Source organism: Kribbella sp. NBC_00662 (assembly GCF_041430295.1).
Classification (GTDB): domain Bacteria; phylum Actinomycetota; class Actinomycetes; order Propionibacteriales; family Kribbellaceae; genus Kribbella.
In genome coordinates, this window is record NZ_CP109029.1 from 4,027,772 (window position 1) to 4,046,733 (window position 18,962).

General features: G+C 68.2%; 23 protein-coding genes and 1 tRNA gene. 16 read left to right on the top strand and 8 right to left on the bottom strand.

Going from position 1 to position 18,962, the window contains the following annotated elements; all coding sequences use genetic code 11:
* The first annotated feature begins 110 nt into the window (after window positions 1–110).
* The 4 genes from OHA10_RS20295 (at window position 111) to OHA10_RS20310 (ending at window position 2,848) form a co-directional block, all read left to right on the top strand.
* Window positions 111–1,088, top strand: a complete 978-nt coding sequence (locus tag OHA10_RS20295) for an aldo/keto reductase (protein WP_371407805.1) — start codon at window positions 111–113, stop codon at window positions 1,086–1,088.
* 71 nt (window positions 1,089–1,159) lie between these two features.
* Window positions 1,160–1,618: a Mov34/MPN/PAD-1 family protein gene (locus tag OHA10_RS20300; protein ID WP_371407806.1), complete on the top strand. Its 459-nt coding sequence runs from the start codon at window positions 1,160–1,162 to the stop codon at window positions 1,616–1,618.
* 1 nt (window position 1,619) lies between these two features.
* Entirely contained in the window at window positions 1,620–1,898 is a 279-nt protein-coding gene (locus OHA10_RS20305; protein WP_137253260.1) for a MoaD family protein, read from the top strand.
* Window positions 1,898–2,848, top strand: a complete 951-nt coding sequence (locus OHA10_RS20310; protein WP_371407967.1) for a PLP-dependent cysteine synthase family protein — start codon at window positions 1,898–1,900, stop codon at window positions 2,846–2,848. Before OHA10_RS20305 ends, OHA10_RS20310 begins: the two co-directional genes overlap by 1 nt.
* A gap of 86 nt (window positions 2,849–2,934) precedes the next feature.
* On the opposite strand, the gene OHA10_RS20315 is transcribed toward OHA10_RS20310, so the two are convergent.
* Window positions 2,935–3,228, bottom strand: a complete 294-nt coding sequence (locus OHA10_RS20315; RefSeq protein ID WP_371407807.1) for a hypothetical protein — start codon at window positions 3,226–3,228, stop codon at window positions 2,935–2,937.
* 231 nt (window positions 3,229–3,459) lie between these two features.
* On the opposite strand from OHA10_RS20315, the gene murI reads away from it, so the two are divergent.
* From murI to OHA10_RS20340, 5 genes are all read left to right on the top strand, one after another.
* Window positions 3,460–4,263, top strand: coding sequence for a glutamate racemase (gene murI, locus OHA10_RS20320; protein ID WP_371407808.1), 804 nt, complete (start codon window positions 3,460–3,462; stop codon window positions 4,261–4,263).
* A gap of 127 nt (window positions 4,264–4,390) precedes the next feature.
* The gene (locus OHA10_RS20325; RefSeq protein WP_371407809.1) at window positions 4,391–5,137 is read left to right on the top strand and encodes an MBL fold metallo-hydrolase; all 747 of its coding nucleotides are present in this window, start codon (window positions 4,391–4,393) and stop codon (window positions 5,135–5,137) included.
* Window positions 5,118–5,963: an alpha/beta fold hydrolase gene (locus OHA10_RS20330; protein ID WP_371407810.1), complete on the top strand. Its 846-nt coding sequence runs from the start codon at window positions 5,118–5,120 to the stop codon at window positions 5,961–5,963. Before OHA10_RS20325 ends, OHA10_RS20330 begins: the two co-directional genes overlap by 20 nt.
* 34 nt (window positions 5,964–5,997) lie before the next feature.
* A complete protein-coding gene (locus tag OHA10_RS20335; RefSeq protein WP_371407811.1) occupies window positions 5,998–7,752 on the top strand; it encodes a DHA2 family efflux MFS transporter permease subunit in 1,755 nt (584 codons plus the stop codon).
* On the top strand, window positions 7,749–8,333 hold the full coding sequence (locus OHA10_RS20340) for a TetR family transcriptional regulator (protein ID WP_371407812.1): 585 nt from the start codon (window positions 7,749–7,751) through the stop codon (window positions 8,331–8,333). Before OHA10_RS20335 ends, OHA10_RS20340 begins: the two co-directional genes overlap by 4 nt.
* Here OHA10_RS20340 and OHA10_RS20345 read toward each other — a convergent pair whose 3' ends face one another.
* A complete protein-coding gene (locus OHA10_RS20345; protein ID WP_371407813.1) occupies window positions 8,334–9,134 on the bottom strand; it encodes an SAM hydroxide adenosyltransferase in 801 nt (266 codons plus the stop codon). It abuts the gene before it with no gap.
* A 225-nt stretch (window positions 9,135–9,359) separates the two neighbouring features.
* Window positions 9,360–10,532 carry a Gfo/Idh/MocA family protein gene (locus OHA10_RS20350; protein ID WP_371407814.1) on the bottom strand — a complete coding sequence of 391 codons (1,173 nt, stop codon included), beginning with the start codon at window positions 10,530–10,532 and terminating at the stop codon, window positions 9,360–9,362.
* A gap of 146 nt (window positions 10,533–10,678) precedes the next feature.
* Between OHA10_RS20350 and OHA10_RS20355 the strand changes: the two genes are divergently transcribed.
* From OHA10_RS20355 to OHA10_RS20370, 4 genes are all read left to right on the top strand, one after another.
* The gene (locus tag OHA10_RS20355; RefSeq protein ID WP_371407815.1) at window positions 10,679–11,524 is read left to right on the top strand and encodes an SGNH/GDSL hydrolase family protein; all 846 of its coding nucleotides are present in this window, start codon (window positions 10,679–10,681) and stop codon (window positions 11,522–11,524) included.
* A gap of 10 nt (window positions 11,525–11,534) precedes the next feature.
* Window positions 11,535–12,251, top strand: coding sequence for a ribonuclease PH (rph, locus tag OHA10_RS20360; RefSeq protein ID WP_137253272.1), 717 nt, complete (start codon window positions 11,535–11,537; stop codon window positions 12,249–12,251).
* Entirely contained in the window at window positions 12,248–12,853 is a 606-nt protein-coding gene (rdgB, locus tag OHA10_RS20365) for an RdgB/HAM1 family non-canonical purine NTP pyrophosphatase (RefSeq protein WP_371407816.1), read from the top strand. Before rph ends, rdgB begins: the two co-directional genes overlap by 4 nt.
* A 91-nt stretch (window positions 12,854–12,944) precedes the next feature.
* The gene (locus OHA10_RS20370; protein ID WP_371407817.1) at window positions 12,945–13,535 is read left to right on the top strand and encodes a hypothetical protein; all 591 of its coding nucleotides are present in this window, start codon (window positions 12,945–12,947) and stop codon (window positions 13,533–13,535) included.
* On the opposite strand, the gene OHA10_RS20375 is transcribed toward OHA10_RS20370, so the two are convergent.
* Both OHA10_RS20375 and OHA10_RS20380 read right to left on the bottom strand, forming a co-directional pair.
* Window positions 13,532–14,134, bottom strand: coding sequence for a transcriptional regulator (locus tag OHA10_RS20375; protein ID WP_371407818.1), 603 nt, complete (start codon window positions 14,132–14,134; stop codon window positions 13,532–13,534). The genes OHA10_RS20370 and OHA10_RS20375 overlap by 4 nt on opposite strands.
* Window positions 14,134–14,505, bottom strand: a complete 372-nt coding sequence (locus tag OHA10_RS20380) for a hypothetical protein (RefSeq protein WP_371407819.1) — start codon at window positions 14,503–14,505, stop codon at window positions 14,134–14,136. Before OHA10_RS20380 ends, OHA10_RS20375 begins: the two co-directional genes overlap by 1 nt.
* Before the next feature lie 71 nt (window positions 14,506–14,576).
* Between OHA10_RS20380 and OHA10_RS20385 the strand changes: the two genes are divergently transcribed.
* From OHA10_RS20385 to OHA10_RS20395, 3 genes are all read left to right on the top strand, one after another.
* Window positions 14,577–15,746, top strand: a complete 1,170-nt coding sequence (locus tag OHA10_RS20385) for a PEP/pyruvate-binding domain-containing protein (protein WP_371407820.1) — start codon at window positions 14,577–14,579, stop codon at window positions 15,744–15,746.
* A 128-nt stretch (window positions 15,747–15,874) separates the two neighbouring features.
* Window positions 15,875–16,456 carry a hypothetical protein gene (locus tag OHA10_RS20390; protein WP_371407821.1) on the top strand — a complete coding sequence of 194 codons (582 nt, stop codon included), beginning with the start codon at window positions 15,875–15,877 and terminating at the stop codon, window positions 16,454–16,456.
* Window positions 16,457–16,485: 29 nt separating this feature from the next.
* Window positions 16,486–16,797: a hypothetical protein gene (locus OHA10_RS20395; protein WP_371407822.1), complete on the top strand. Its 312-nt coding sequence runs from the start codon at window positions 16,486–16,488 to the stop codon at window positions 16,795–16,797.
* Between the two features lie 3 nt (window positions 16,798–16,800).
* On the opposite strand, the gene OHA10_RS20400 is transcribed toward OHA10_RS20395, so the two are convergent.
* From OHA10_RS20400 to OHA10_RS20410, 3 genes are all read right to left on the bottom strand, one after another.
* Window positions 16,801–17,130, bottom strand: a complete 330-nt coding sequence (locus OHA10_RS20400; RefSeq protein ID WP_371407823.1) for a nucleoside triphosphate pyrophosphohydrolase family protein — start codon at window positions 17,128–17,130, stop codon at window positions 16,801–16,803.
* A 1-nt stretch (window position 17,131) separates the two neighbouring features.
* Window positions 17,132–17,212: transfer RNA gene (locus OHA10_RS20405), tRNA-Leu, on the bottom strand.
* 53 nt (window positions 17,213–17,265) lie between these two features.
* The gene (locus tag OHA10_RS20410) at window positions 17,266–18,897 is read right to left on the bottom strand and encodes a substrate-binding domain-containing protein (protein ID WP_371407824.1); all 1,632 of its coding nucleotides are present in this window, start codon (window positions 18,895–18,897) and stop codon (window positions 17,266–17,268) included.
* Window positions 18,898–18,962 lie beyond the last annotated feature (65 nt).

An 18,962-nucleotide genomic window follows, 5' to 3' on the forward strand; every position in this document is an offset into this window, starting at 1 on the left:
CCAACCATCGCCGCGTGCCTGGGTTCACGCTCACCCGGTCCAGGCTGGGGCCCGCCTGACGGACTTGGTCAGTGGCTGGTGTTCGGCAGCGGGACATTAGTCTGCTCTGCATGGAGACGCGGAAGCTTGGACGGACCGGTCGGGACGTGGGCGTGGTCGGCCTCGGTGCGTGGCAGTTGGGTGCGGACTGGGGCGTGGTGAACGAGAGCGACGCGCTCGGCGTGCTGCATGCGGCGATCGAGGGTGGTGTCACGTTCATCGACACCGCCGACGTGTACGGCGATGGGCGGAGCGAGCGGCTTGTCGGACAGGTGCTGAAGTCGCACGAGGGGCTGACCGTGGCGACGAAGATGGGCCGCCGGGTCGAGCAGGTGCCGGAGAACTACAACCTCGACAACTTCCGCGCGTGGAACGACCGCTCCCGGCAGAATCTCGGTGTGGACACGATCGACCTGGTCCAGCTGCACTGCCCGCCGACGCCGGTGTACTCGAACGACGAGGTGTTCGACGCGCTCGACTCGATGGTCGACGAGGGGCGGATCGCGGCCTACGGCGTGAGCGTCGAGACCTGCGCCGAGGCACTCACCGCGATCGCGCGGCCGAATGTGGCGTCGGTGCAGATCATCCTGAACGCGTTCCGCCTGAAGCCGCTCGACGAGGTGCTCCCGGCGGCTGCCGCAGCCGGTGTCGGCATCATTGCCCGCGTCCCGCTGGCAAGCGGTCTCCTGTCCGGTAAGTACGACGAGCACACGACGTTCTCGGCCGACGACCACCGCACGTACAACCGCCACGGCGAGGCGTTCGACGTCGGCGAGACCTTCTCCGGCGTCGACTTCACCACCGGCCTCGCCGCCGTCCGCCGCCTGATGCCCTGGCTCTCTGCCGGCACCACGATGTCCCAGTTCGCCCTCCGCTGGATCCTCGACCAGCCCGGCGTCTCCGTCGTCATCCCCGGCGCCCGCAACCCCGACCAGGTAGCCGGCAACATCTCCGCCGCCACCATCCCGCCGCTCACCGAAGACCAGCTGACCGCCGTCCGCACCACCTACGACGAGCTCATCCGCCCGCAGATCCACGACCGCTGGTAACACGCTGTCCGCATTGTGGACCGACTCCGTGGTTGGCGGGGTCGGTGCGGCGCTCGCCGTACCGTGGAGGCGTGTTGGTGATCGAGAAGGTGACGTACGACGCGATCGTGGCGCATGCCCGGAAGGATCATCCGGATGAGGCGTGCGGTGTGGTCGCGGGCGCGGAGGGGTCGGATCGGGCTACCCGGTTCATCCCGATGCTGAACGCGGCGATGTCACCGACGTTCTACGAGTTCGACTCCGGGGATCTGTTCCGGCTGTACAAGGAGATGGGCGAGCGGGACGAGGAACCGGTGGTGATCTACCACTCGCACACCGCCACCGAGGCGTACCCGTCGCGGACCGACATCAACCTGGCGCAGGAGCCGGGCGCGCACTACGTGCTGGTGTCGACGCGGGACGGCGCGGACTCCCCGGCGTACGACGGGCCGGTCGAGTTCCGCTCGTACCGGATCGTCGACGGCGAGGTCACGGAAGAAGAAGTACGCGTAGTTGGTTCTTATGAAGAAACCTCTGAAGGAGAGCACTGAGATGGCGATCGAGCTGCGCGTGCCGACGATCCTGCGCACCTATACCGGTGGCGCGAAGGCGGTCGACGGTGACGGCGCGACCCTGGCCGAGTTCATCGACAACGTCAACGGCAACCACCCGGGCCTCAAGGAGCGCATCGTGGAGGGTGAGCCGGAGGAGCTGCGCCGGTTCGTGAACGTGTACGTGAACGACGAGGACGTCCGGTTCACCGGCGGCCTGAAGACCGAGATCAAGGACGGCGACGTCGTCGTCGTACTGCCCGCGGTCGCCGGCGGCTGATCATGCGCTTCGACAGCCTGCTGGATTCGGTCGGAGGTACGCCGCTGGTCGGGCTGCCGAAGCTCTCGCCGTCGGCCGACGTCCGGCTCTGGGCCAAGCTCGAGGACCACAACCCGACCGGCTCGATCAAGGACCGGGCCGCGCTGCGGATGCTGCTGGACGCGGAGAAGGACGGTCGGCTCCGTCCGGGCAACACGATCCTCGAGCCGACGTCGGGCAACACCGGGATCTCGCTGGCGATGGCGGCCAAGCTGCGCGGCTACCGGATGGTCTGCGTGATGCCGGAGAACACCTCCGCGGAGCGCCGCCAGATCCTGCGGATGTGGGGCGTCGAGATCATCTCGTCCCCGGCCGCGGGCGGATCCAACGAGGCCGTGCGGGTCGCGAAACAGGTCGCCGAGGACCACCCGGACTGGGTGATGCTGTACCAGTACGGCAACCCGTCGAACGCCCTCGCCCACTACGACGGCACCGCCCGGGAGATCTTCACGGACCTCCCGTCGGTGACCCATTTCGTCGCCGGCCTCGGCACGACCGGCACGCTGATGGGCGCCGGCCGCTTCTTTCGCGAGCACAAGCCCGAGGTGAAGATCGTCGCCGCCGAGCCGCGGTACGGCGAACTCGTCTACGGCCTGCGCAATCTCGACGAGGGTTTCGTCCCCGAGCTGTACGACGAGACGCTGATCGACGCCCGCTTCTCGGTCGGACCGCGCGACGCCGTCCGCCGGGTGCGTGAACTGCTCGACAACGAGGGCATCTTCGCCGGTATCTCGACCGGCGCGATCCTGCACGCCGCGCTCGGACAGGCGGCCAAGTGCGTGCGGGACGGCGAGACCGCGGATATCGCGTTCGTGGTCGCTGACGGCGGCTGGAAGTATCTGTCGACCGGTGCCTACGAAGGCACGATCGACGAGGCGGAGGACCGCCTCGAAGGCCAGCTCTGGGCCTGATGACCGGGCCGGCGGGCGGAGTGCCGGTCCGGACGTGATGCCCTTTGTTGCCTTGGGCATCTAAAAGAGGGTCAGGTCATGTCCGCCTACTGTTGTTTGAAGAAGATTCTGCGGCCGAATCGTGGCTGGATCCCACGACCCTTGCAGCTGCTGCAGGGGCGCTGGGCGTAGCTGAAGATGCTGCCGTGGTGCCGGCCGGCACCTTTGCATCGGCCGCATTTCGCGTTCGGGTGCAGGGACAATGAGACGACGTACAGCGCGAACGCCGCCATCAGGAGCAGCACCAGCATGCCGGTCGGCCCGATGGCCGTCAGCACGTCTGCGGCAGTGCCCGTGTTGGAATCCGTGGCCTGGTTGGCCGCCTGTCCTGCAGCGGTCACGTGATCAGGCTGTGGAGTTGGTGCGGTGCCCAGTACCACCGCGATGTGGTGCGCCAAGTTCATGGCATCACGAGGGGCGGTCGAACAAACATCGCTCCAGAGTGGCGCGCATCACGCGAAAAGGCAATTCCATAACGTAAAGATGTGGACAACTCCGGCGTGTCGTTCGCCGGAGTTAGGTAAGGCTCCCTTCGCGACTGCCCGGAAACAGGTTTGTATAAGCTCTTCCCTGTGGCTGACGCACCGGTGGGGATCTTCGACTCAGGCTTCGGGGGACTCACCGTCGCCCGCGCGGTTCTCGACCAGTTGCCGCACGAACCGATCCTGTATCTCGGCGACACCGCCCGCCAGCCGTACGGTCCGAAGCCGATCGCCGAGGTGCGTGAGTACGCGCTGGAGTGTCTCGATCATCTGGTCGAGGCCGGCGTGAAGATGCTCGTGATCGCGTGCAACTCCGCCAGCGCCGCGATGCTGCGGGACGCCCGCGAGCGGTACGACGTACCGGTCGTCGAGGTGATCCTGCCCGCGGCCCGGCGAGCGGTTGCCGCGACGCGCAACCAGCGCGTCGGCGTGATCTGCACGAAGGCAACAGCTCAATCGCTTGCGTACGAAGACGGTTTCGCCGCGGCGCCGCAGATCGAGCTGTTCACGCGGGCGTGCCCGAAGTTCGTGCCGTTCGTCGAGGCCGGCGTGACGTCGGGACCCGAGCTGATCGAGGCCGCGCACGAGTATCTCGATCCGATGGTCGAGGCCGGTGTCGACACGCTGATCCTCGGCTGCACCCACTACCCGCTGCTCACCGGCGTGATCTCGTACGTGATGGGTGACAACGTCACCCTGGTCAGCAGCGCCGACGAATGCGCGAAGGACGTCTACAGCGTGCTCACGAAGACCGGCCTGCTCCGCCCGGACAACCTGCCGGACCCGCAGCACCGCTTCGTCACGACAGGAAGCCCGGACGAGTTCGCGGCGATCGGCTCGCGGTTCCTCGGACCGGTGCTGTCGAGCGTCGACCAGTTCGCCTGGGTTCGCTGAACTGTGACCTGGGTCGCACCCGGATGTTGTCGGCGGCATCGGACGGCGGTGGATCGCCTGTGTGGCAGGCGGATCGACGCGTCGGGCCTGTCTGCAAACGTCGGAACTCGCCGGTAGTGTTCGAAGTATGAAGCTCACCGTGATCGGTTGCTCCGGGTCCGTGCCCGGGCCGGACTCGGCCGCCTCGAGCTATCTGGTCACGGCCGAGGGGTTCAACCTGATCCTCGACCTCGGCAGCGGTGCGCTCGGGTCGCTCCAGCGGCACCTGTCCGTGCCGGAGATCGGGGCGATCGGCCTGTCCCACCTGCATCCTGACCACTGCATGGATCTGTGCGGGCTGTACGTCGCGGCGAAATACGCCCCGGGCTCGCCGATCCCGCGGATCCCCGTTTACGGACCGCCAGGGACGGCGCAGCGGATGGCGCTGGCCTACGACCTGCCGCTCGATCCGGGGATGGAGGAGCAGTTGGACTTCCATGCCTGGCAGGAGGTTCAGACCGTCGGGCCGTTCACGATCCGCACCGCGCCGATGGTGCATCCGGTGCCGGCGTACGCGATCCGCGTTGAGCACGGCAACAAGTCGCTCGTCTACACCGGCGACACGGGGCCGAACGACGCGCTGATCGACCTCGCCCGCGGCGCCGACGTACTGCTGTCCGAGGCGGCGCTGCCGGACAACGACCCGCACAACCCGATCGACCTGCACCTGACCCCGGCCGACGCGGGCGAGCACGCCAAGAAGGCCGGCGTGAAACGGCTCGTGATCACCCACGTGCCGCCGTGGTACGACCGCGTCACCCAGGCCGAGAACGCGCGCCGTACCTTCTCCGGCCCGGTCGAGATCGCTACTCCCCATGCCGTTTTCGACATCTGACGGCGTGCGGTTGTGGACCGCGACCAGCGGTACGGCGACCTCCGCGGCACCGGTCGTGATCCTGCACGGCGGGCCTGGTCTGTGGGACGACTACGCGGTACTGGCCGAGATGATCGACGACCTCACCGTCGTCCATCGCTTCGACCAGCGTGGCTGCGGCCGGTCGGATCCGTCCGAGGTCCAGACCATGGCACGTCTCGCCCAGGACATCGACGAGCTGCGCGCGTACTTCGGCCATGAGCGGATCGTTGTCCTCGGCCACTCCTTCGGCGCATCGCTCGCTCTCCTGTACGCCGCGACGTACGCCGATCACGCTGCGGGTCTCGTCTACGTGGACGGAGTCGGCATCGGCGACTGGCGGACGGCGTACCACGAGGAGCAGAGGCGCCGGATGACGCCGGAGCAGAGTGCGCGACTCGAGGATCTCACCGGCCGGAAGCGCACTCCCGCCGAGGAGACCGAGTTCCGGGCATTGTCATGGTTCACAGATCATGCGGACCGCGAGCGGGCGATGGAGTGGGCCTATCAGAGCGCCTCGGTCGATCTCCCGATCAACTTCGCGGCCAACAGCGCGCTCGGAGCGGCGATGAGGAGTTGGCCGGACGACTATCTCCCCGGTCTGGCGGCCGGCCTCGAATGCCCGGTCACCTTCATCCACGGTGAAGGCGATCCGCGACCGGCCTTCGCCGTGCGGGACTTGGCCGCGCACGTCCCGCACCACACGCTCGAGCTGATCCCGGCCGCCGGGCATTCGCCCTGGCTGGAGCAGCCGGAGCTGGTTCGGAGTCTGCTGCGGCGGATCGTGTCAGGCGAAGAAGGCGCGTAGAGCCTGAGCGACCTCGGCCGGGCCGCCGTCGTCGATGGCGGACTGGCTGACGAAGCAGTCGCGGCAGTACGCCGAGCAGGTGATCGGGAGCGGCGGCTACCCGCATCTGAGCCGGATGATGGTCCAGGCCGAGACTCCGCACGTGGCCGACCGGTTCGACCGGCTGTTCGCGCGGAGTCTCGAACACGTGCTGACCGGGTCGCGGCCGAGCGGGACTAGACATCTCGCGATTCTGAGATCTACTCTCAAATTAGAGCTGATCTCAGAAAGGTGTGCTGTCATGACCGCGACGACCCTCGACCCGCGCCGGTGGTGGGCGCTGGGTGCGATGTCCATCAGCCTGATCGTCATCGGGCTCGACCTGACCGTGCTGAACGTCGCGTTGCCGACGCTCGCGACCGATCTGAAGGCGTCGACCAGTCAACTGCAGTGGTTCGCGAACGCGTACACGCTGGTGCTCGCGTCGCTGCTGCTCCCGGCCGGCCTGCTCGGCGACCGGTTCGGGCCGAAGCGGCTGATGCTCGGCGCGCTCGTGGTGTTCGGGCTGGCGTCGGCCGCCTGTGCGTTCGCGAACTCGCCGGGTCAGCTGATCGCCGCCCGCGCGGCGCTCGGCGTCGGCTCGGCGTTCCTGATCCCGCTGTCGATGTCGTTGCTGAACCTGCTGTTCGCGCCGGCGGAACGGCAGCGGGCGATGACGATCTGGCTGATGGCGAACTCGATCGGGATCCCGCTCGGTCCGCTGCTCGGCGGCTGGCTGCTGGACCACTACCGCTGGGGCTCGATCTTCCTGATCAACCTGCCACTAGTTGCAATCGGACTAGTTGCAGTTGCGCTGTTGATCCCGTCGATGGCCGGTCACCGCTCGCGGCGGATCGACGTACCCGGGATCGTGCTCACCGCGGCCGGGCTGGTCTCGCTGACGTACGGGTTCATCGCCCCCGGCGAGCACGGCTGGGGTTCGGCATGGGCGCTCGGTGGGATCGTGGTTGGAGTGGTCTTCCTGACTGTGTTCTGGGCGTGGGCCCGGCGTACGGCGGATCCGTTGATCGACCTGAAGCTGTTCAAGTCGGCGGGGTTCACGTGGGGGACCGTGCTCGCGACGCTGGCGTCGTTCGCGCTGGTGGGGTTGCTGTTCGTGCTGCCGCAGTTGTTCCAGGCCGTGCAGGGTGCGGACGCGTTCCAGGCCGGGCTGCGGTTGCTGCCGATCATCGGTGGGATGCTGATCGGCGCCAAGGTGGCCGAGCGGTTGCTCGAGCGGGCCGGGGCGCGGGTGACGGTGGTGATCGGGTTCTCTTTGATGCTGGCCGGGTTGGTGATCGGGGCGTTCACGAAGGTAGGCGACGGCTACGGGGTCACGGCGATCTGGGTGAGTCTGGTCGGGGTGAGCATCGGGTTCACGCTGCCGCCCATGAACGGGCTGGCGCTGGCCGCGCTGCCGCTCGAGCGGAGCGGGTCCGGGTCCGCGCTGATCCAGGCGTCGCGGCAGGTCGGCGGCACGCTCGGGGTGGCGATCCTCGGTACGGTGCTCAACGCGGCGTACCGGAGTCATCTGGATGTCAGCGGACTCCCGCCTGCGGCCGCGGACGTGGCCCGCGACAGCGCGTCGGCCGCGATCGCGATCGGTTCGCCCGGGTTGACGCGCTCGGCCCAGGCGGCGTTCGTCCACGGCATGGACGTGACGTTGTGGGTGTGCAGCGGGCTCGCGGTGGTCTCGATCGGGCTCGCACTCGGGTTCCTGCCACGTCGGACCCGCGTCGCGGACGAACAAGTTGTCACAATCGATGCATGAGCGGGTTGCGGGAACGGAAGAAGGCCAAGACGCGGGCGGCGATCCAGGAGCACGCGCTGCGGTTGTTCCGGGACCAGGGGTACGCCGAGACGACCGTCCAGGAGATCGCCGCCGCGGCCGAGGTGTCGCCCGCGACGTTCTTCCGGTACTTCCCGACCAAGGAGGACACGATCGTCCTCGACCGCCTCGACCCGCTGATGATCGAACTCTTCCGCGGCCAGCCGCCCGAGATGTCTCCGACCGACGCCCTTCGCGCCTCGATCAGGCAGAGCCTCCACACCCTGAGCGAGGACGAGTGGGCTCTGGAGGCTGAACGCCAGCACCTGGTGATGCATGCTCCGGAACTGCGGGTCCGAATGCTCGACCAGCTCTACGAAGGCATCGACCTACTGGCCACCCTCGCAGCCGAACGAACCGGTCGAGCCCCCGACGACATCGCCGTCCGCGCCTGGGCGGGCGCCGTCGTCGGCGTCGTGATGGCGACCTACCAGCAACTGGAGATCGACGGCCCGCTCCCGAAGTACCTCGAAACGCTGGAACGCGCCTTCGACCAGCTCGGCGGCCTCCGGCTCGAGCCCTAGTCAGGCGACCTTCTCGGCCACCTGCACGGACAGCGGATCGCCGGGTCGCAGTCCGAAGTGATCGGCAGCGGAGCCCCCTCGGATCACCAGCTCCGTGAAGCCGGTGCCCGAGCTGCCCTGGATGATGCCGGGGGTGTTCCGCGGTACTGCGGTCAGGTGTGGGTAGCAGGTCACGTCTTTGCCCTGGGCAACCGTCACGACGTCGCCGGGGGTGAGGCCCAGGCTGCGGTCGAGTTTGCAGTTGCCGAAGTTGTCGACGACGGCGACGACGGGATCCTCGTCGAGGGTGTCGGGGACGGCGGTTTCGGTGGCGGGTACGGCGCGGTCGTCCGCGACCCATTTCGCCAGCAGTGGCAGGTACCAGAGGCTGCGGAACTGGGTGTCGGCGATCTTCTCGATCTCGTCGGGTGCGAAGCCGGCGGCGGTCACGGCCTCGCGGATGTCCGTGACGTGGACGCGGTCGATGCCGAGCTCACGGCGTACCAAGGAGAGGGCGCGGGCGTTGAAGGTGCTCGCGACCAGGTGCTTGCCGTACCAGAAGAAGCAGAAGGGTACGCCGTTCGGCCAGACGCCGTCGCGGGGTGCGATGTTGAGCAGGGTGATGGTCGGGTGGCCGTCCTCGCCGAGGGAGTCGGTGGCGAGCAGGCAGTCGAGCAGAGTCAGTGCGGCGAACGACTCCGGATCGGGTCCGTCGGCGGCGACGATGGTCGGCGACTGGCCGAACAGGGCGCCGATCCGGGTGCTGAGTCTGGCGCGGGCGTTGCCGTCATGACAGTCGGTGATGTAGGTGATCGGGTACATAGCAGGCTCCTGATGGTTGCAGCTGTTTGGGAAACGAAAGAGGCCCCCGACATCGGGGGCCTCTCGCTGCAAGCACACGTGCCTACGCCGCTGAAGTCCTCCCGCATCGAGGGCTCAGCATTCGCATAGCGGCGTACCAGGTCACGCCGAGGATGGTAGCACCGAGTCGTGTCTGACGGTTCCACGCCTACTGCGCGGCACTCGGCACGGCACCTCGCCGCACGACTAGCGAACCTGGCCGTTGTCGAAATAGCTGACCAGGGTCGGGTCGAGCGGCGGGATGTCCTGCGGTACGCCGTTCGCGCGCAGCGACTGGGTCGCGGCGTACCCGGCGGCGACCGCGGCGCGGGCGGCCACCGGGGAGGTGAGCGTCTGGCCGCCGTCGCGGACGAAGTTCACGAACTCGGCCACCAGGTGCGGGTCGGCGCCACCGTGGTGCTCGGTCTCGCCGGCGATCTCGACGACCTGGTCGGCGTCCTCGCGGTACCCGGAGCGGCGGCTGTTCCACACCTTCACCACACCGCCCGCCGTGTCACCGAAGTTCTCCAGCCGGCCGTGGGTGCCGATGACGGTGTAGTTGCGCCAGTAGTCCGGCGTGTAGTGGCACTGCTCGTAGTTCATCATCACGCCGTTGTCGAGCAGCAGGTTCACCTGCGAGATGTCCTCGACGTCCATCACCGGCGCCAGGCCCTTCTGCTCCAGCGGCGGCCAGTTCTTCTCGCTGACGAACTCCTTGAACCGCTGGTCCGAGCGATCCTGCCGGTCCGTGATCCCGCCGTACAGCGTGAGCGCGCCCATCGCGTTGACCCGGGTCGTGTAGCCGCCGGCCAGCCAGTGCATCACGTCGATGTCGTGGGCACCCTTCTGCAGCAGCAGTCCGGTGGTCCGGCGACGGTCCGCGTGCCAGTCCTTGAAGTAGAAGTCACCGCCGTGGCCGACGAAGTGCCGGCACCAGATCGCCTTCACGTCGCCGATCGCGCCGTCCTGGATCAGCTTGCGCATCGTCAGTACGACGGACATGTGGCGCATGTTGTGGCCGACGTACAGCCGCGCGCCGGAGTCGTACGCCGCCTGCAGCACGCGATCGCACCCCTCGGTGGTGATCGCCAGCGGCTTCTCCACGAACACGCTGACCCCGGCCCGGAGGAAGTCGATCGCCGGCCCCTCGTGCAGGTCGTCCGGCGTCGTCAGGAAGACGCCGTCGAGCTTCTGCTCCGCCAGCTCGTTGTGGTCGCCGTACGCCGATGCCTGCGGATACAACTCGAGCGCCGCGTCCCGCTGGGGTGCGGACGGGTCGGCGACGGCCACGACCTCCGACCCCTCACCGGGCCGGTGCGCGTACTGCGCGATCCGACTCCGGGCCCCGAGTCCCACCACGCCAAACCGAAGATCACTCATACCAGCCAACTCCTGCACATAGTTGTTTCCAGAAGCCTAACTCCGAGCAGTTCTGCTCCTCAATCACCTGCCTTTGACATGACGTTGCCCCACTCGTCATCCGCCGAACATCACAGTCTCGCTCCGTGCGCCCACCATGGCGGAATGTGAGCCTCCACTACGTGGCACTGGGGGACTCGACCACCGTAGGTGTCGGGGACCCGATGAACGGCAGCAGTACGACCGACCTGTCCGGTGCCGGTGCGCGCCCGGGCGAGGGGTGGCGGGGTTGGGCCTCGCTGCTCGCCGACTCCCTGGCCAGCTCCCACCGTGTGACGTTCTCCAACTTCGCGACCAGCGGCGCCACCGTGCCGATCGTCGCGACCGAGCAACTGCCCGAAACCGGTGACGACCCGATCGACATCGCCTCCCTCATCGTCGGGGTCAACGACACCCTGCGGTCGACCTTCGACGCCGGCCGGATCCGCGACCACCTGAACCAGATCGCGGACGAGCTGACCGACCGCGGCGCGCTGCTGCTGACGGTCCGGTTCCACGACCACGGCAAGGTGTTCGGCCTGCCGAAATGGCTGCGGCGGCCGCTGTGGCACCGGATCGAGCAGGTCAACGTGATCTTCGACGACCTGCACACGCGGTACGGCGGGATCCGGCTGGACATGGCCGACTACCCCGAGGTGTACCGGCGGGACTTCTGGAGCATCGACCGGCTGCATCCGGGGGAGCGCGGGCACCGCAAGCTCGCCCGGGCCTTCGCCGACGAGCTGGCGGCCCGCGGCCTGCGGATCGACGTACCGCCGGATCTGGACTGTGCGTACCGGCCGCCGAGCCGGTGGGCGGACGCGGTCTGGCTGGTGAAGGAAGGCGTGCCGTGGGTCGGACGGCGGGCCAACGACCTGCTGCCCTGGGCGGCGCGGATGGCGATCACGCCGAGATCGAGCCCGCTCGCCCTTCCGCCTTCGTCCAATGCGGAGGTCCAGCGTCTGGAGGCATAGGGTCTGATTCATGGCCCGAATTGATGGACGTAACGCTGACCAGCTCCGCCCGGTGACGATCACCAGGAACTGGCTCGACCACGCCGAGGGCTCGGTGCTGGTCGAGTTCGGGCGGACCCGGGTGCTGTGCGCGGCGAGTGTGACCGAGGGCGTGCCGCGCTGGCGGAAGGGGTCGGGGCTCGGCTGGGTCAGCGCGGAGTACGCGATGCTGCCGCGGGCGACCAACACCCGCTCGGACCGCGAGTCGGTGAAGGGCAAGATCGGCGGCCGTACGCACGAGATCTCCCGGCTGATCGGCCGCTCGCTGCGGGCCGTGATCGACTACAAGGCGCTCGGCGAGAACACGATCCTGCTCGACTGCGACGTACTACAGGCCGACGGCGGGACGCGGACCGCGGCGATCACCGGCGCGTACGTCGCGCTCGCGGACGCGGTGTCGTTCCTGCGCGAGAAGAAGCTGCTGAAGAGCGAGCCGCTGACCGGGACGGTGTCCGCGGTGTCGGTCGGGATCATCGACGGGGCGCCGATGCTGGACCTCTGCTACGAGGAGGACGTCCGGGCCGAGACCGACATGAACCTGGTGATCACCGGCGAGGGCAAGTTCATCGAGGTGCAGGGCACGGCCGAGGGCGCGCCGTTCGACCGCGCTGAGCTGGACAGCCTGCTCTCACTGGGCCTTTCGGGCTGCGCGGAGCTCGCCAAGATCCAGCAGGAGGCCCTGGCGTGAGTCGCGTACTGCTGGCGTCGAACAACAAGAAGAAGCTCGAGGAGCTGCGGCGGATCCTGACGCCGATCGTGCCCGGGATCGAGGTGCTCGGGCTCGGCGACGTTCCGGCGTACGACGAGCCGGCCGAGACGGAGCCGACGTTCGAGGGGAACGCGCTGCTGAAGGCGCATGCCGCGCTGGCCGCGACCGGGTTGCCGTCGATCGCGGACGACAGCGGTATCTGCGTCGACGCGCTGAACGGGATGCCCGGCGTGCTGTCGGCGCGCTGGTCCGGGCCGGCGAAGGACAACCACGCGAACAACCTGTTGCTGCTCGGTCAGCTGGAAGACGTGCCGGACGAGCGGCGCGGGGCGTCGTTCGTGGCGGCGGTGGCTTTTGTGCGGCCGGACGCCGATGACGAGGTCGTGATCGGGGAGATGCGCGGGTCGGTCATCCGGGAGCTGCGTGGCAGTGGCGGGTTCGGGTACGACGTACTGTTCCAGGCCGAGGGGTACGACCGGACCACGGCCGAACTGTCCATCGAGGAGAAGGACGCGATCAGCCATCGGGGCAAGGCGCTGCGGGCGCTGGCGCCACTGGTCGCGAAGGCGTTGGGGAGTTAGGCCCTGTCTGTCTGGGAACCCAGCGCCTACTGCGGGGCACTCGGCACGGCACCTCCTCGCTACGGCGCTGGATTACAGAAAGGACCTAGCCATGTTGTTCGCAGGATCGGATCGCGACGGGGTCGCGGACGGGAAGATCACCGTCGCCTATCGGCGGTGGGCCGAGCCGCGGGTGGTCGAGGGCCGGATCTACCGCACGAACGCGGGCCGGATCGAGATCGACAGCATCCGTCAGGTCAACCCGGAACTGATCGCGGACAACGACGCCGAGGTCGCTCTCGCCGACCGCCGCAACGCCAAGGACGTCCGGCGGCGGTTGCGCGGTGACGAGTCGATGCCGACGTTCCTGATCCGCTTCCATCTGGTCGAAGGGCCGGATCCGCGCGAGGAGCTGGCGGCGCAGACGTCGCTGTCGCCTGACGACCTTGCCGACCTCCGGGCCCGGCTCGCGCAGTTCGACCAGCTGAGCCACCACGGCGCGTGGACCGAGGAGACCCTCCGGTTGATCCAGTCGCGGCCTGCCACTCGGGCTGCCGATCTCGCCGCGTCGGTCGGGCGGGAGACGGCGCCGTTCAAGCTCGACGTGCGCAAGCTGAAGAACCTTGGTCTGACCCACAGTCTCGAGGTCGGCTACGAGCTCAGCCCGCGCGGCGCGGCGTACTTGGATGCGCTGGGCAACTAACGCTTGAGGCCGAGAGTCGCGATCAGGTCCTCGTGCAGTTCGAACCAGACGCGGTGGCAGGAGTCGACGTCGGAGCGGTCGACCCAGTCCGTCTCGCCTGCTGTGGCACGTTCTAACGCGGTCGAGAAGCGGCTGTCGTAGCCGTGGAAGCGGTTGAGGATGCCGGTGAGGCGGGCGGCGATCGGGGCGAGGGCTTGGTCGATCGCCTTGAGTTCGTGGAGGACGCCGGCGTCCCAGGCGGGGTCGGAGTGGTCGTTTGCGGCGAGCGGGTCGGTGGCCGATGGGCGCAGCTGCCAGTCGGTGCAGGCCTGCTGCAGAAGGGCGTTGAGCGGCAGGAACTCCTCGTACACCTCGCGGACGTCGTCGGCGCGCCCGGCCAGAGCCAGCTCGGCCGAGAGCAGACGCTCGTTCTCCCCACGGCCGTTCTCGGTCAACGACCAGCCCGCCGTACCCGCGAACGAGCTGCACGTCGTCCAGCCCCTGGCCGCGGCGTCGTGCAGCGCGTCCTCGGTCGGCCCGGGCGGGAGGTCGAAGCGCTCGGCGATCGCCGGAGTGTCGGCGAAGCCCAGCAGGCGTACGGCGTGCAGCGTCAGGTGCATCACGAGTCCACCCGCGCCGCGAGCCGGTTGAACCGCTGCTGACACGCCTGCGGGGAGCTGAACCCCATCGCATCGGCCATCTCCGCCCAGGTCAGCCCCGAGCTCCTGGCGAGAAACAGCAGCCCCGACTCGACCTCCTCAACCTCAGCCCGCGCCGCCGGCAGCAGCGCGAGCGCCGCCAGCAGGTCGTCGTGACTCAGGTCAGCCGACCGCCAGGCCGCGAACTGCGTCAGATCCACCGCCGACAACGGGATCGGCGCCGGCCGCCACGGTCGCGCGGCCACATCCTTGGCCCCCTTCGCGAGCAGCTGCTCCCGCGCCTCCCGCTGCCGCTCGGCCTGCACCTGATCCGCATCCTGCTTGCTTCGCATCCGCCAACAGTGGATCATCAACGAAATGTTGTCAACGTCCTGTTGTCAACGTTCCGTTGATCGGAGACCTCATGCTGGTCCCACTGGCAGACGCAACCGTCAACACCTGTGGCGCCAAAGCCGCCGGCCTCGCCACCCTGATCCGCGCCGGCCTACCGGTACCAGCCGGGGTGGTGCTGCCGGCCGGGGTGGTCGTGCCGGCCCGGGTGGTCGTGCCGGACGGGGTGGTGGACGAGCTTGGGCGGTGGCTTGGGCGGATGGGTGACCCGTTGGTCGCCGTACGGTCGTCGGCTGCGAACGAGGACACTGTGTTCACCTCGGCGGCGGGGCAGCACGACAGCTTTCTCGGCGTACGAGGGTTGCCGGCGGTGCTGGACGCCGTACGTGCTTGTCGGGCATCGGTGTGGACGTCGCGCGCGGTCGCCTATCGCGACGGAGCTGAGCCGCCGTCGATGGCCGTGATCGTCCAGCTCCAGCTGGACCCGGAGGTCTCCGGGGTCATGTTCACAGGCGACGGCACCACGACGATCGAGGCTTCCTGGGGTCTCGGCCCGAGTGTCGTCGAAGGTCGCGTCACTCCCGACCGTTACCAGGTCGCCAACGGTGCGGTCCGCAGCACGATCGCCGACAAACGAACCACCCTCACCCTGTCCGGCCTCCATCAGGTCCCAGTCGCCCGGCGCCGCATCCCCACCCTCTCCGACGCAACCGCCCTACACCTGGGCGACCTAGCCCAGCAAGCCGCAGCAGCCCTAGCCGCCCCCCAAGACCTCGAGTGGGCCATCGCAGCCAACACCCCCTGGCTCCTCCAATCCCGCCCCATCACCGCCCAACCTCCGCCCGCTCCCACCAACACCCCACCAACCAGCCCAACCGCCCCCCAGACCAGCCCAACCAGCTCCGGCACCAGCCCCGCTGCCTTCTCGGGTGTTCTGACCGGCACGCCCGGCAGTCACGGCACGGCGACTGGTCCGGCGAGGGTCGTCCGCGGCCCCGCCGATTTCCCCCGCGTCCGTCCCGGCGACATCCTCATCTGCCCCTTCACCGACCCGGCCTGGACCCCGCTCCTGTCCATCGCCGCCGGCGTGGTCACCGAACAAGGCGGCCTTCTCTCCCACGCCGCCATCATCGCCAGAGAACGCCGAATCCCCGCCGTGCTAGCCGTCCCCCACGCCACCACCAAACTGACCGACAACACCCCCACAACCATCAACGGCACCACCGGCACCGTCCACTTGTGACCGAAAGTAACGAATCGACTGACAATTTCGATCTGAGAGCACTTTCGGACTAGGCAGCAATCGTTACTCGCCGTTACTGTCTGCCCTTGGATCCCGAGGGGGGCTCGGGGAGCGGGGGAGGAATGATCATGTCTCAGCAGTATCCGCAGTACACGCCTGACCCGAATCAGCAGGTTCAGCCGGGCTACGGTGCCGGTCCGAATCCGCCGTTCAATCCGCAGTACCCACCGCATCTTCCGCCGAAGAAGCCGCGACGCTGGGTCCCGTGGGCACTTGCTGCCGGCACCTTCGTACTCGGGCTGATCGTCGGTTCTGCAGGTAGCAGCGGTACCGGGTCGCCTTCCGCGAATGCCGGTGCACCGCAACCGACCGTGACCAAGACCGTTCCCGGGCCGGCCGGCGCCACAGTTCCTGGCCCGACCGTCACACAGACAGTGCCCGGACCGGCAAAGACCGTGACTGCGCCGCCGCCCGCCGCGAAGGCTGCAATCTCCGACGACGGCGTGTACCTCGTGGGCACGGACATCAGGCCCGGGACCTACCGCAACGGCAACGAGGGCGACTGCTACTGGGCGCGTCTCAAGAGCACCAACGGCGATCTCGACGCGATCATCGCCAACGGCAACGGCGGCAACCAGGTCATCACCATCAAGAAGACCGACAAGGCCTTCGAAACCCGGTACTGCGGAGCCTGGACCAGGATCAACTGACCACTGCCACGCGGGGCGGAGGAGGAAACATGTCGAATTCCATGGCAGCCGGTGCGCGCGTGGCCGCGGCTATCGGCGTGATCAAGTGGGTGCTGATCGGATTGGCGCTTGTCGTGGCCGGCGTCGCCGTCTTGCTCGCCGTTGTGGACGGCACTGACTATGACCTCGCGATGGCAGTGGGGACGGTCGTCGGGTCGGTCATCTGGATCCTGCTCGTCTGGGTGCTGTTCGGGTGGTTCGAGCACACCTTGTCGGCGTTGATCGTGATCGCACGCAACACCACACAGCAGGCACCCGGTACGTACGACGTTCCGCCCGCGCCGTACGAGCGACAAGCCTGAGAGTCAGCGGTTGTCGCCGCTGCCGCTCAGTACGTTGCGGGATTGGCGGTCGGCGAGTTTGGTGAGGTTGAGTTGGGCTACTTCCTCGAGGGGGATGGCGAAGTAGTCGGCGAGGACGGCGACGTACCAGAGGGTGTCGCCGAGTTCCTTCTTCAGGTCGTCGGGGTCCCACTGGGTGAAGTCGCTGTCCTTGTCGCGGACGATCTTCTTCGCCTTCTCGGCGAGTTCGCCGGCTTCGCCGACGAGTCCGAGCAGCAGGTGGAAGACCTCGTTGGGTTTGTCCTTGGGGGCGGCGGTCCGGAGGGCTGCCTGCTGGTACTCGTTCAGGTGCATGTGCCAGAGGCGGGAGTTGAACCCGCACGCCCGGGGGCGCCGGCACCTAAAGCCGGTGTGTCTGCCGTTCCACCACTCTGGCCGAAGAGGCGCGGACGCCTCCCCTAGACAGACATCCTAGGGGAGGCGTCGGCGTCAGCGGCTCTGCAGGGCGTCGATGAAGACGTTCTTCAGGTCGCCCGGCTGGCGGGCGACGTACGCCTGGCCGCCGGTGGCCTGGGCCAGGGCGCTGAGTTCGTCGGCGTTGACCTCGGGACCCATACCGAGGGCGATGATGCGGACCGGGCGGCCGGGGTCCTGCAGACCGCGCAGGGTGGTGACCGCCTGGGCCAGGGTCGGGCTGCCCGGGTCGTCGTTCTTGCCGTCGGTGAACAGCAGGATCGAGTTGACGGCCCGCTGGTCGTAGCCCTGCCGTACGGCGCGGACCGCGGCGATCGCGGTGTCGTACAGCCCGGTGCCGCCGTTCGGGATCGGGTGCTGGATCTTCAGCTGGTCGACGATCTTCCCGCGCTGCCGTTTCGACAGCGGCCCGATCGACACCAGCTCCTTGTAGTCGGCGCCGTCGGGGCCGATCTTCGTCGAGAACGTCCACAGGCCGAGCGAGGCGCTGTCCGGGAACAGGCTCAGGCCGCCGATCGCCGCCTCGATCGTCAGCTGCATCCGGGTCTTCGAGCCGACCTTGTCGGCCATCGAGCCGGAGACGTCGATGACTGCCAGCGAGTGCGTCAGCAGCGACAACCGGGTCCAGTTCTGCAGCGTGGTGTCGATCGCCTCGCTGGTCGGCTTGGCCAGCTGGTTGACGTCGCCGACACCACGCCCGCCGCTGAGCGGGCTCAGCTGGGTGTCGCGGAAGCCGGCCTGGTCACGGGTCTGGCCGGCCGAGTCGGTCAGCAGTTCGCCGGCCAGCGCCTGGGCGGCGTTGGACGCGGCGTCGGTGTCCGACTTGGCGGTGACCACGATCGGGTAGTCCAGGTACAGCGTGCCGGTGGCCGGCTGGATCGCTCGCAGCTGGGCCTCCGGGTGGTCTTCCTGGTACTTGACGAAGCTCTGCTCCGACGCAGGCACGACGACCGTGCTGCCGTCCTGGTCCGCCCGGCCGAACAGCGCCTCGGCGTCCGTGTACGGCTTGGGCAGCGAACCGAGGCGCTGTGCCAGCGGAACGACCACCTGCGACACCTGGGTCTCGGACGCGGACGTCTTCGCCCGCTCCGCCTGGATCGCGAGCAGCGCGAGCGCTCCGGGCGACGTGCTCAGCGGGTCGAGCAGAGCCGGCTGGGTCTTGCTCATGATGCGCAGCCAGGAAGAGGTGTCGGCGAAGTTCGTCCTCCGTCCGACGAGCACCAGCGGGGAGGTCGCGATGGACTCGACCGCGATGGTCGGGACGCTCTGGCCGTCGTCGGCCTGGGCGACCCACAGCGAGGAGTCCGGCACCCAGAGATCAGGCCGGTTGTCGCTGCCGTGCGCGACGTCGCGCGCGATCTGGGCCGACGGGGCCGCCGTGATGGTGAACTGCAGGCACGGGTTGCCGTCCTTACCGCCCTTGGCCGCCAGCGACTTGGCCGCGGCTTCGAGCGAGGACTGCATCTCGGGCGTCGTCGCCAGCTGGATCTGGGTCGGGTCGTCACACGCCTTGTTGCCGCCGAGGAATCCGTCGGCACCCGATTCCGATCCGAAGGAGCGGACCACGAACACCGCTCCCAGCGAAAGCACCAATAATCCGACCGCGGTGATGTACACCGAACGGCGGTTGTTGTTACTTCCCGTCACCGCAGAGGAATGTTTTCCCATCGCGGCAGGTCCCTCCCTCCCAGAGGCTGACTGCGCGCGCAGAT

Bases quoted from the DNA above. Each gene is read 5' to 3' on its own strand.
- OHA10_RS20295 (WP_371407805.1), top strand. From the start codon at position 111: ATGGAGACGCGGAAGCTTGGACGGACCGGTCGGGACGTGGGCGTGGTC.
- OHA10_RS20305 (WP_137253260.1), top strand. From the start codon at position 1,620: ATGGCGATCGAGCTGCGCGTGCCGACGATCCTGCGCACCTATACCGGT.
- OHA10_RS20325 (WP_371407809.1), top strand. From the start codon at position 4,391: ATGAAGCTCACCGTGATCGGTTGCTCCGGGTCCGTGCCCGGGCCGGAC.
- OHA10_RS20330 (WP_371407810.1), top strand. From the start codon at position 5,118: ATGCCGTTTTCGACATCTGACGGCGTGCGGTTGTGGACCGCGACCAGC.
- OHA10_RS20335 (WP_371407811.1), top strand. From the start codon at position 5,998: ATGGCGGACTGGCTGACGAAGCAGTCGCGGCAGTACGCCGAGCAGGTG.
- OHA10_RS20340 (WP_371407812.1), top strand. From the start codon at position 7,749: ATGAGCGGGTTGCGGGAACGGAAGAAGGCCAAGACGCGGGCGGCGATC.
- OHA10_RS20345 (WP_371407813.1), bottom strand. From the start codon at position 9,134: ATGTACCCGATCACCTACATCACCGACTGTCATGACGGCAACGCCCGC.
- OHA10_RS20350 (WP_371407814.1), bottom strand. From the start codon at position 10,532: ATGAGTGATCTTCGGTTTGGCGTGGTGGGACTCGGGGCCCGGAGTCGG.
- rph (WP_137253272.1), top strand. From the start codon at position 11,535: ATGGCCCGAATTGATGGACGTAACGCTGACCAGCTCCGCCCGGTGACG.
- OHA10_RS20370 (WP_371407817.1), top strand. From the start codon at position 12,945: ATGTTGTTCGCAGGATCGGATCGCGACGGGGTCGCGGACGGGAAGATC.
- OHA10_RS20375 (WP_371407818.1), bottom strand. From the start codon at position 14,134: ATGCACCTGACGCTGCACGCCGTACGCCTGCTGGGCTTCGCCGACACT.
- OHA10_RS20380 (WP_371407819.1), bottom strand. From the start codon at position 14,505: ATGCGAAGCAAGCAGGATGCGGATCAGGTGCAGGCCGAGCGGCAGCGG.
- OHA10_RS20385 (WP_371407820.1), top strand. From the start codon at position 14,577: ATGCTGGTCCCACTGGCAGACGCAACCGTCAACACCTGTGGCGCCAAA.
- OHA10_RS20390 (WP_371407821.1), top strand. From the start codon at position 15,875: ATGTCTCAGCAGTATCCGCAGTACACGCCTGACCCGAATCAGCAGGTT.
- OHA10_RS20395 (WP_371407822.1), top strand. From the start codon at position 16,486: ATGTCGAATTCCATGGCAGCCGGTGCGCGCGTGGCCGCGGCTATCGGC.
- OHA10_RS20400 (WP_371407823.1), bottom strand. From the start codon at position 17,130: ATGCACCTGAACGAGTACCAGCAGGCAGCCCTCCGGACCGCCGCCCCC.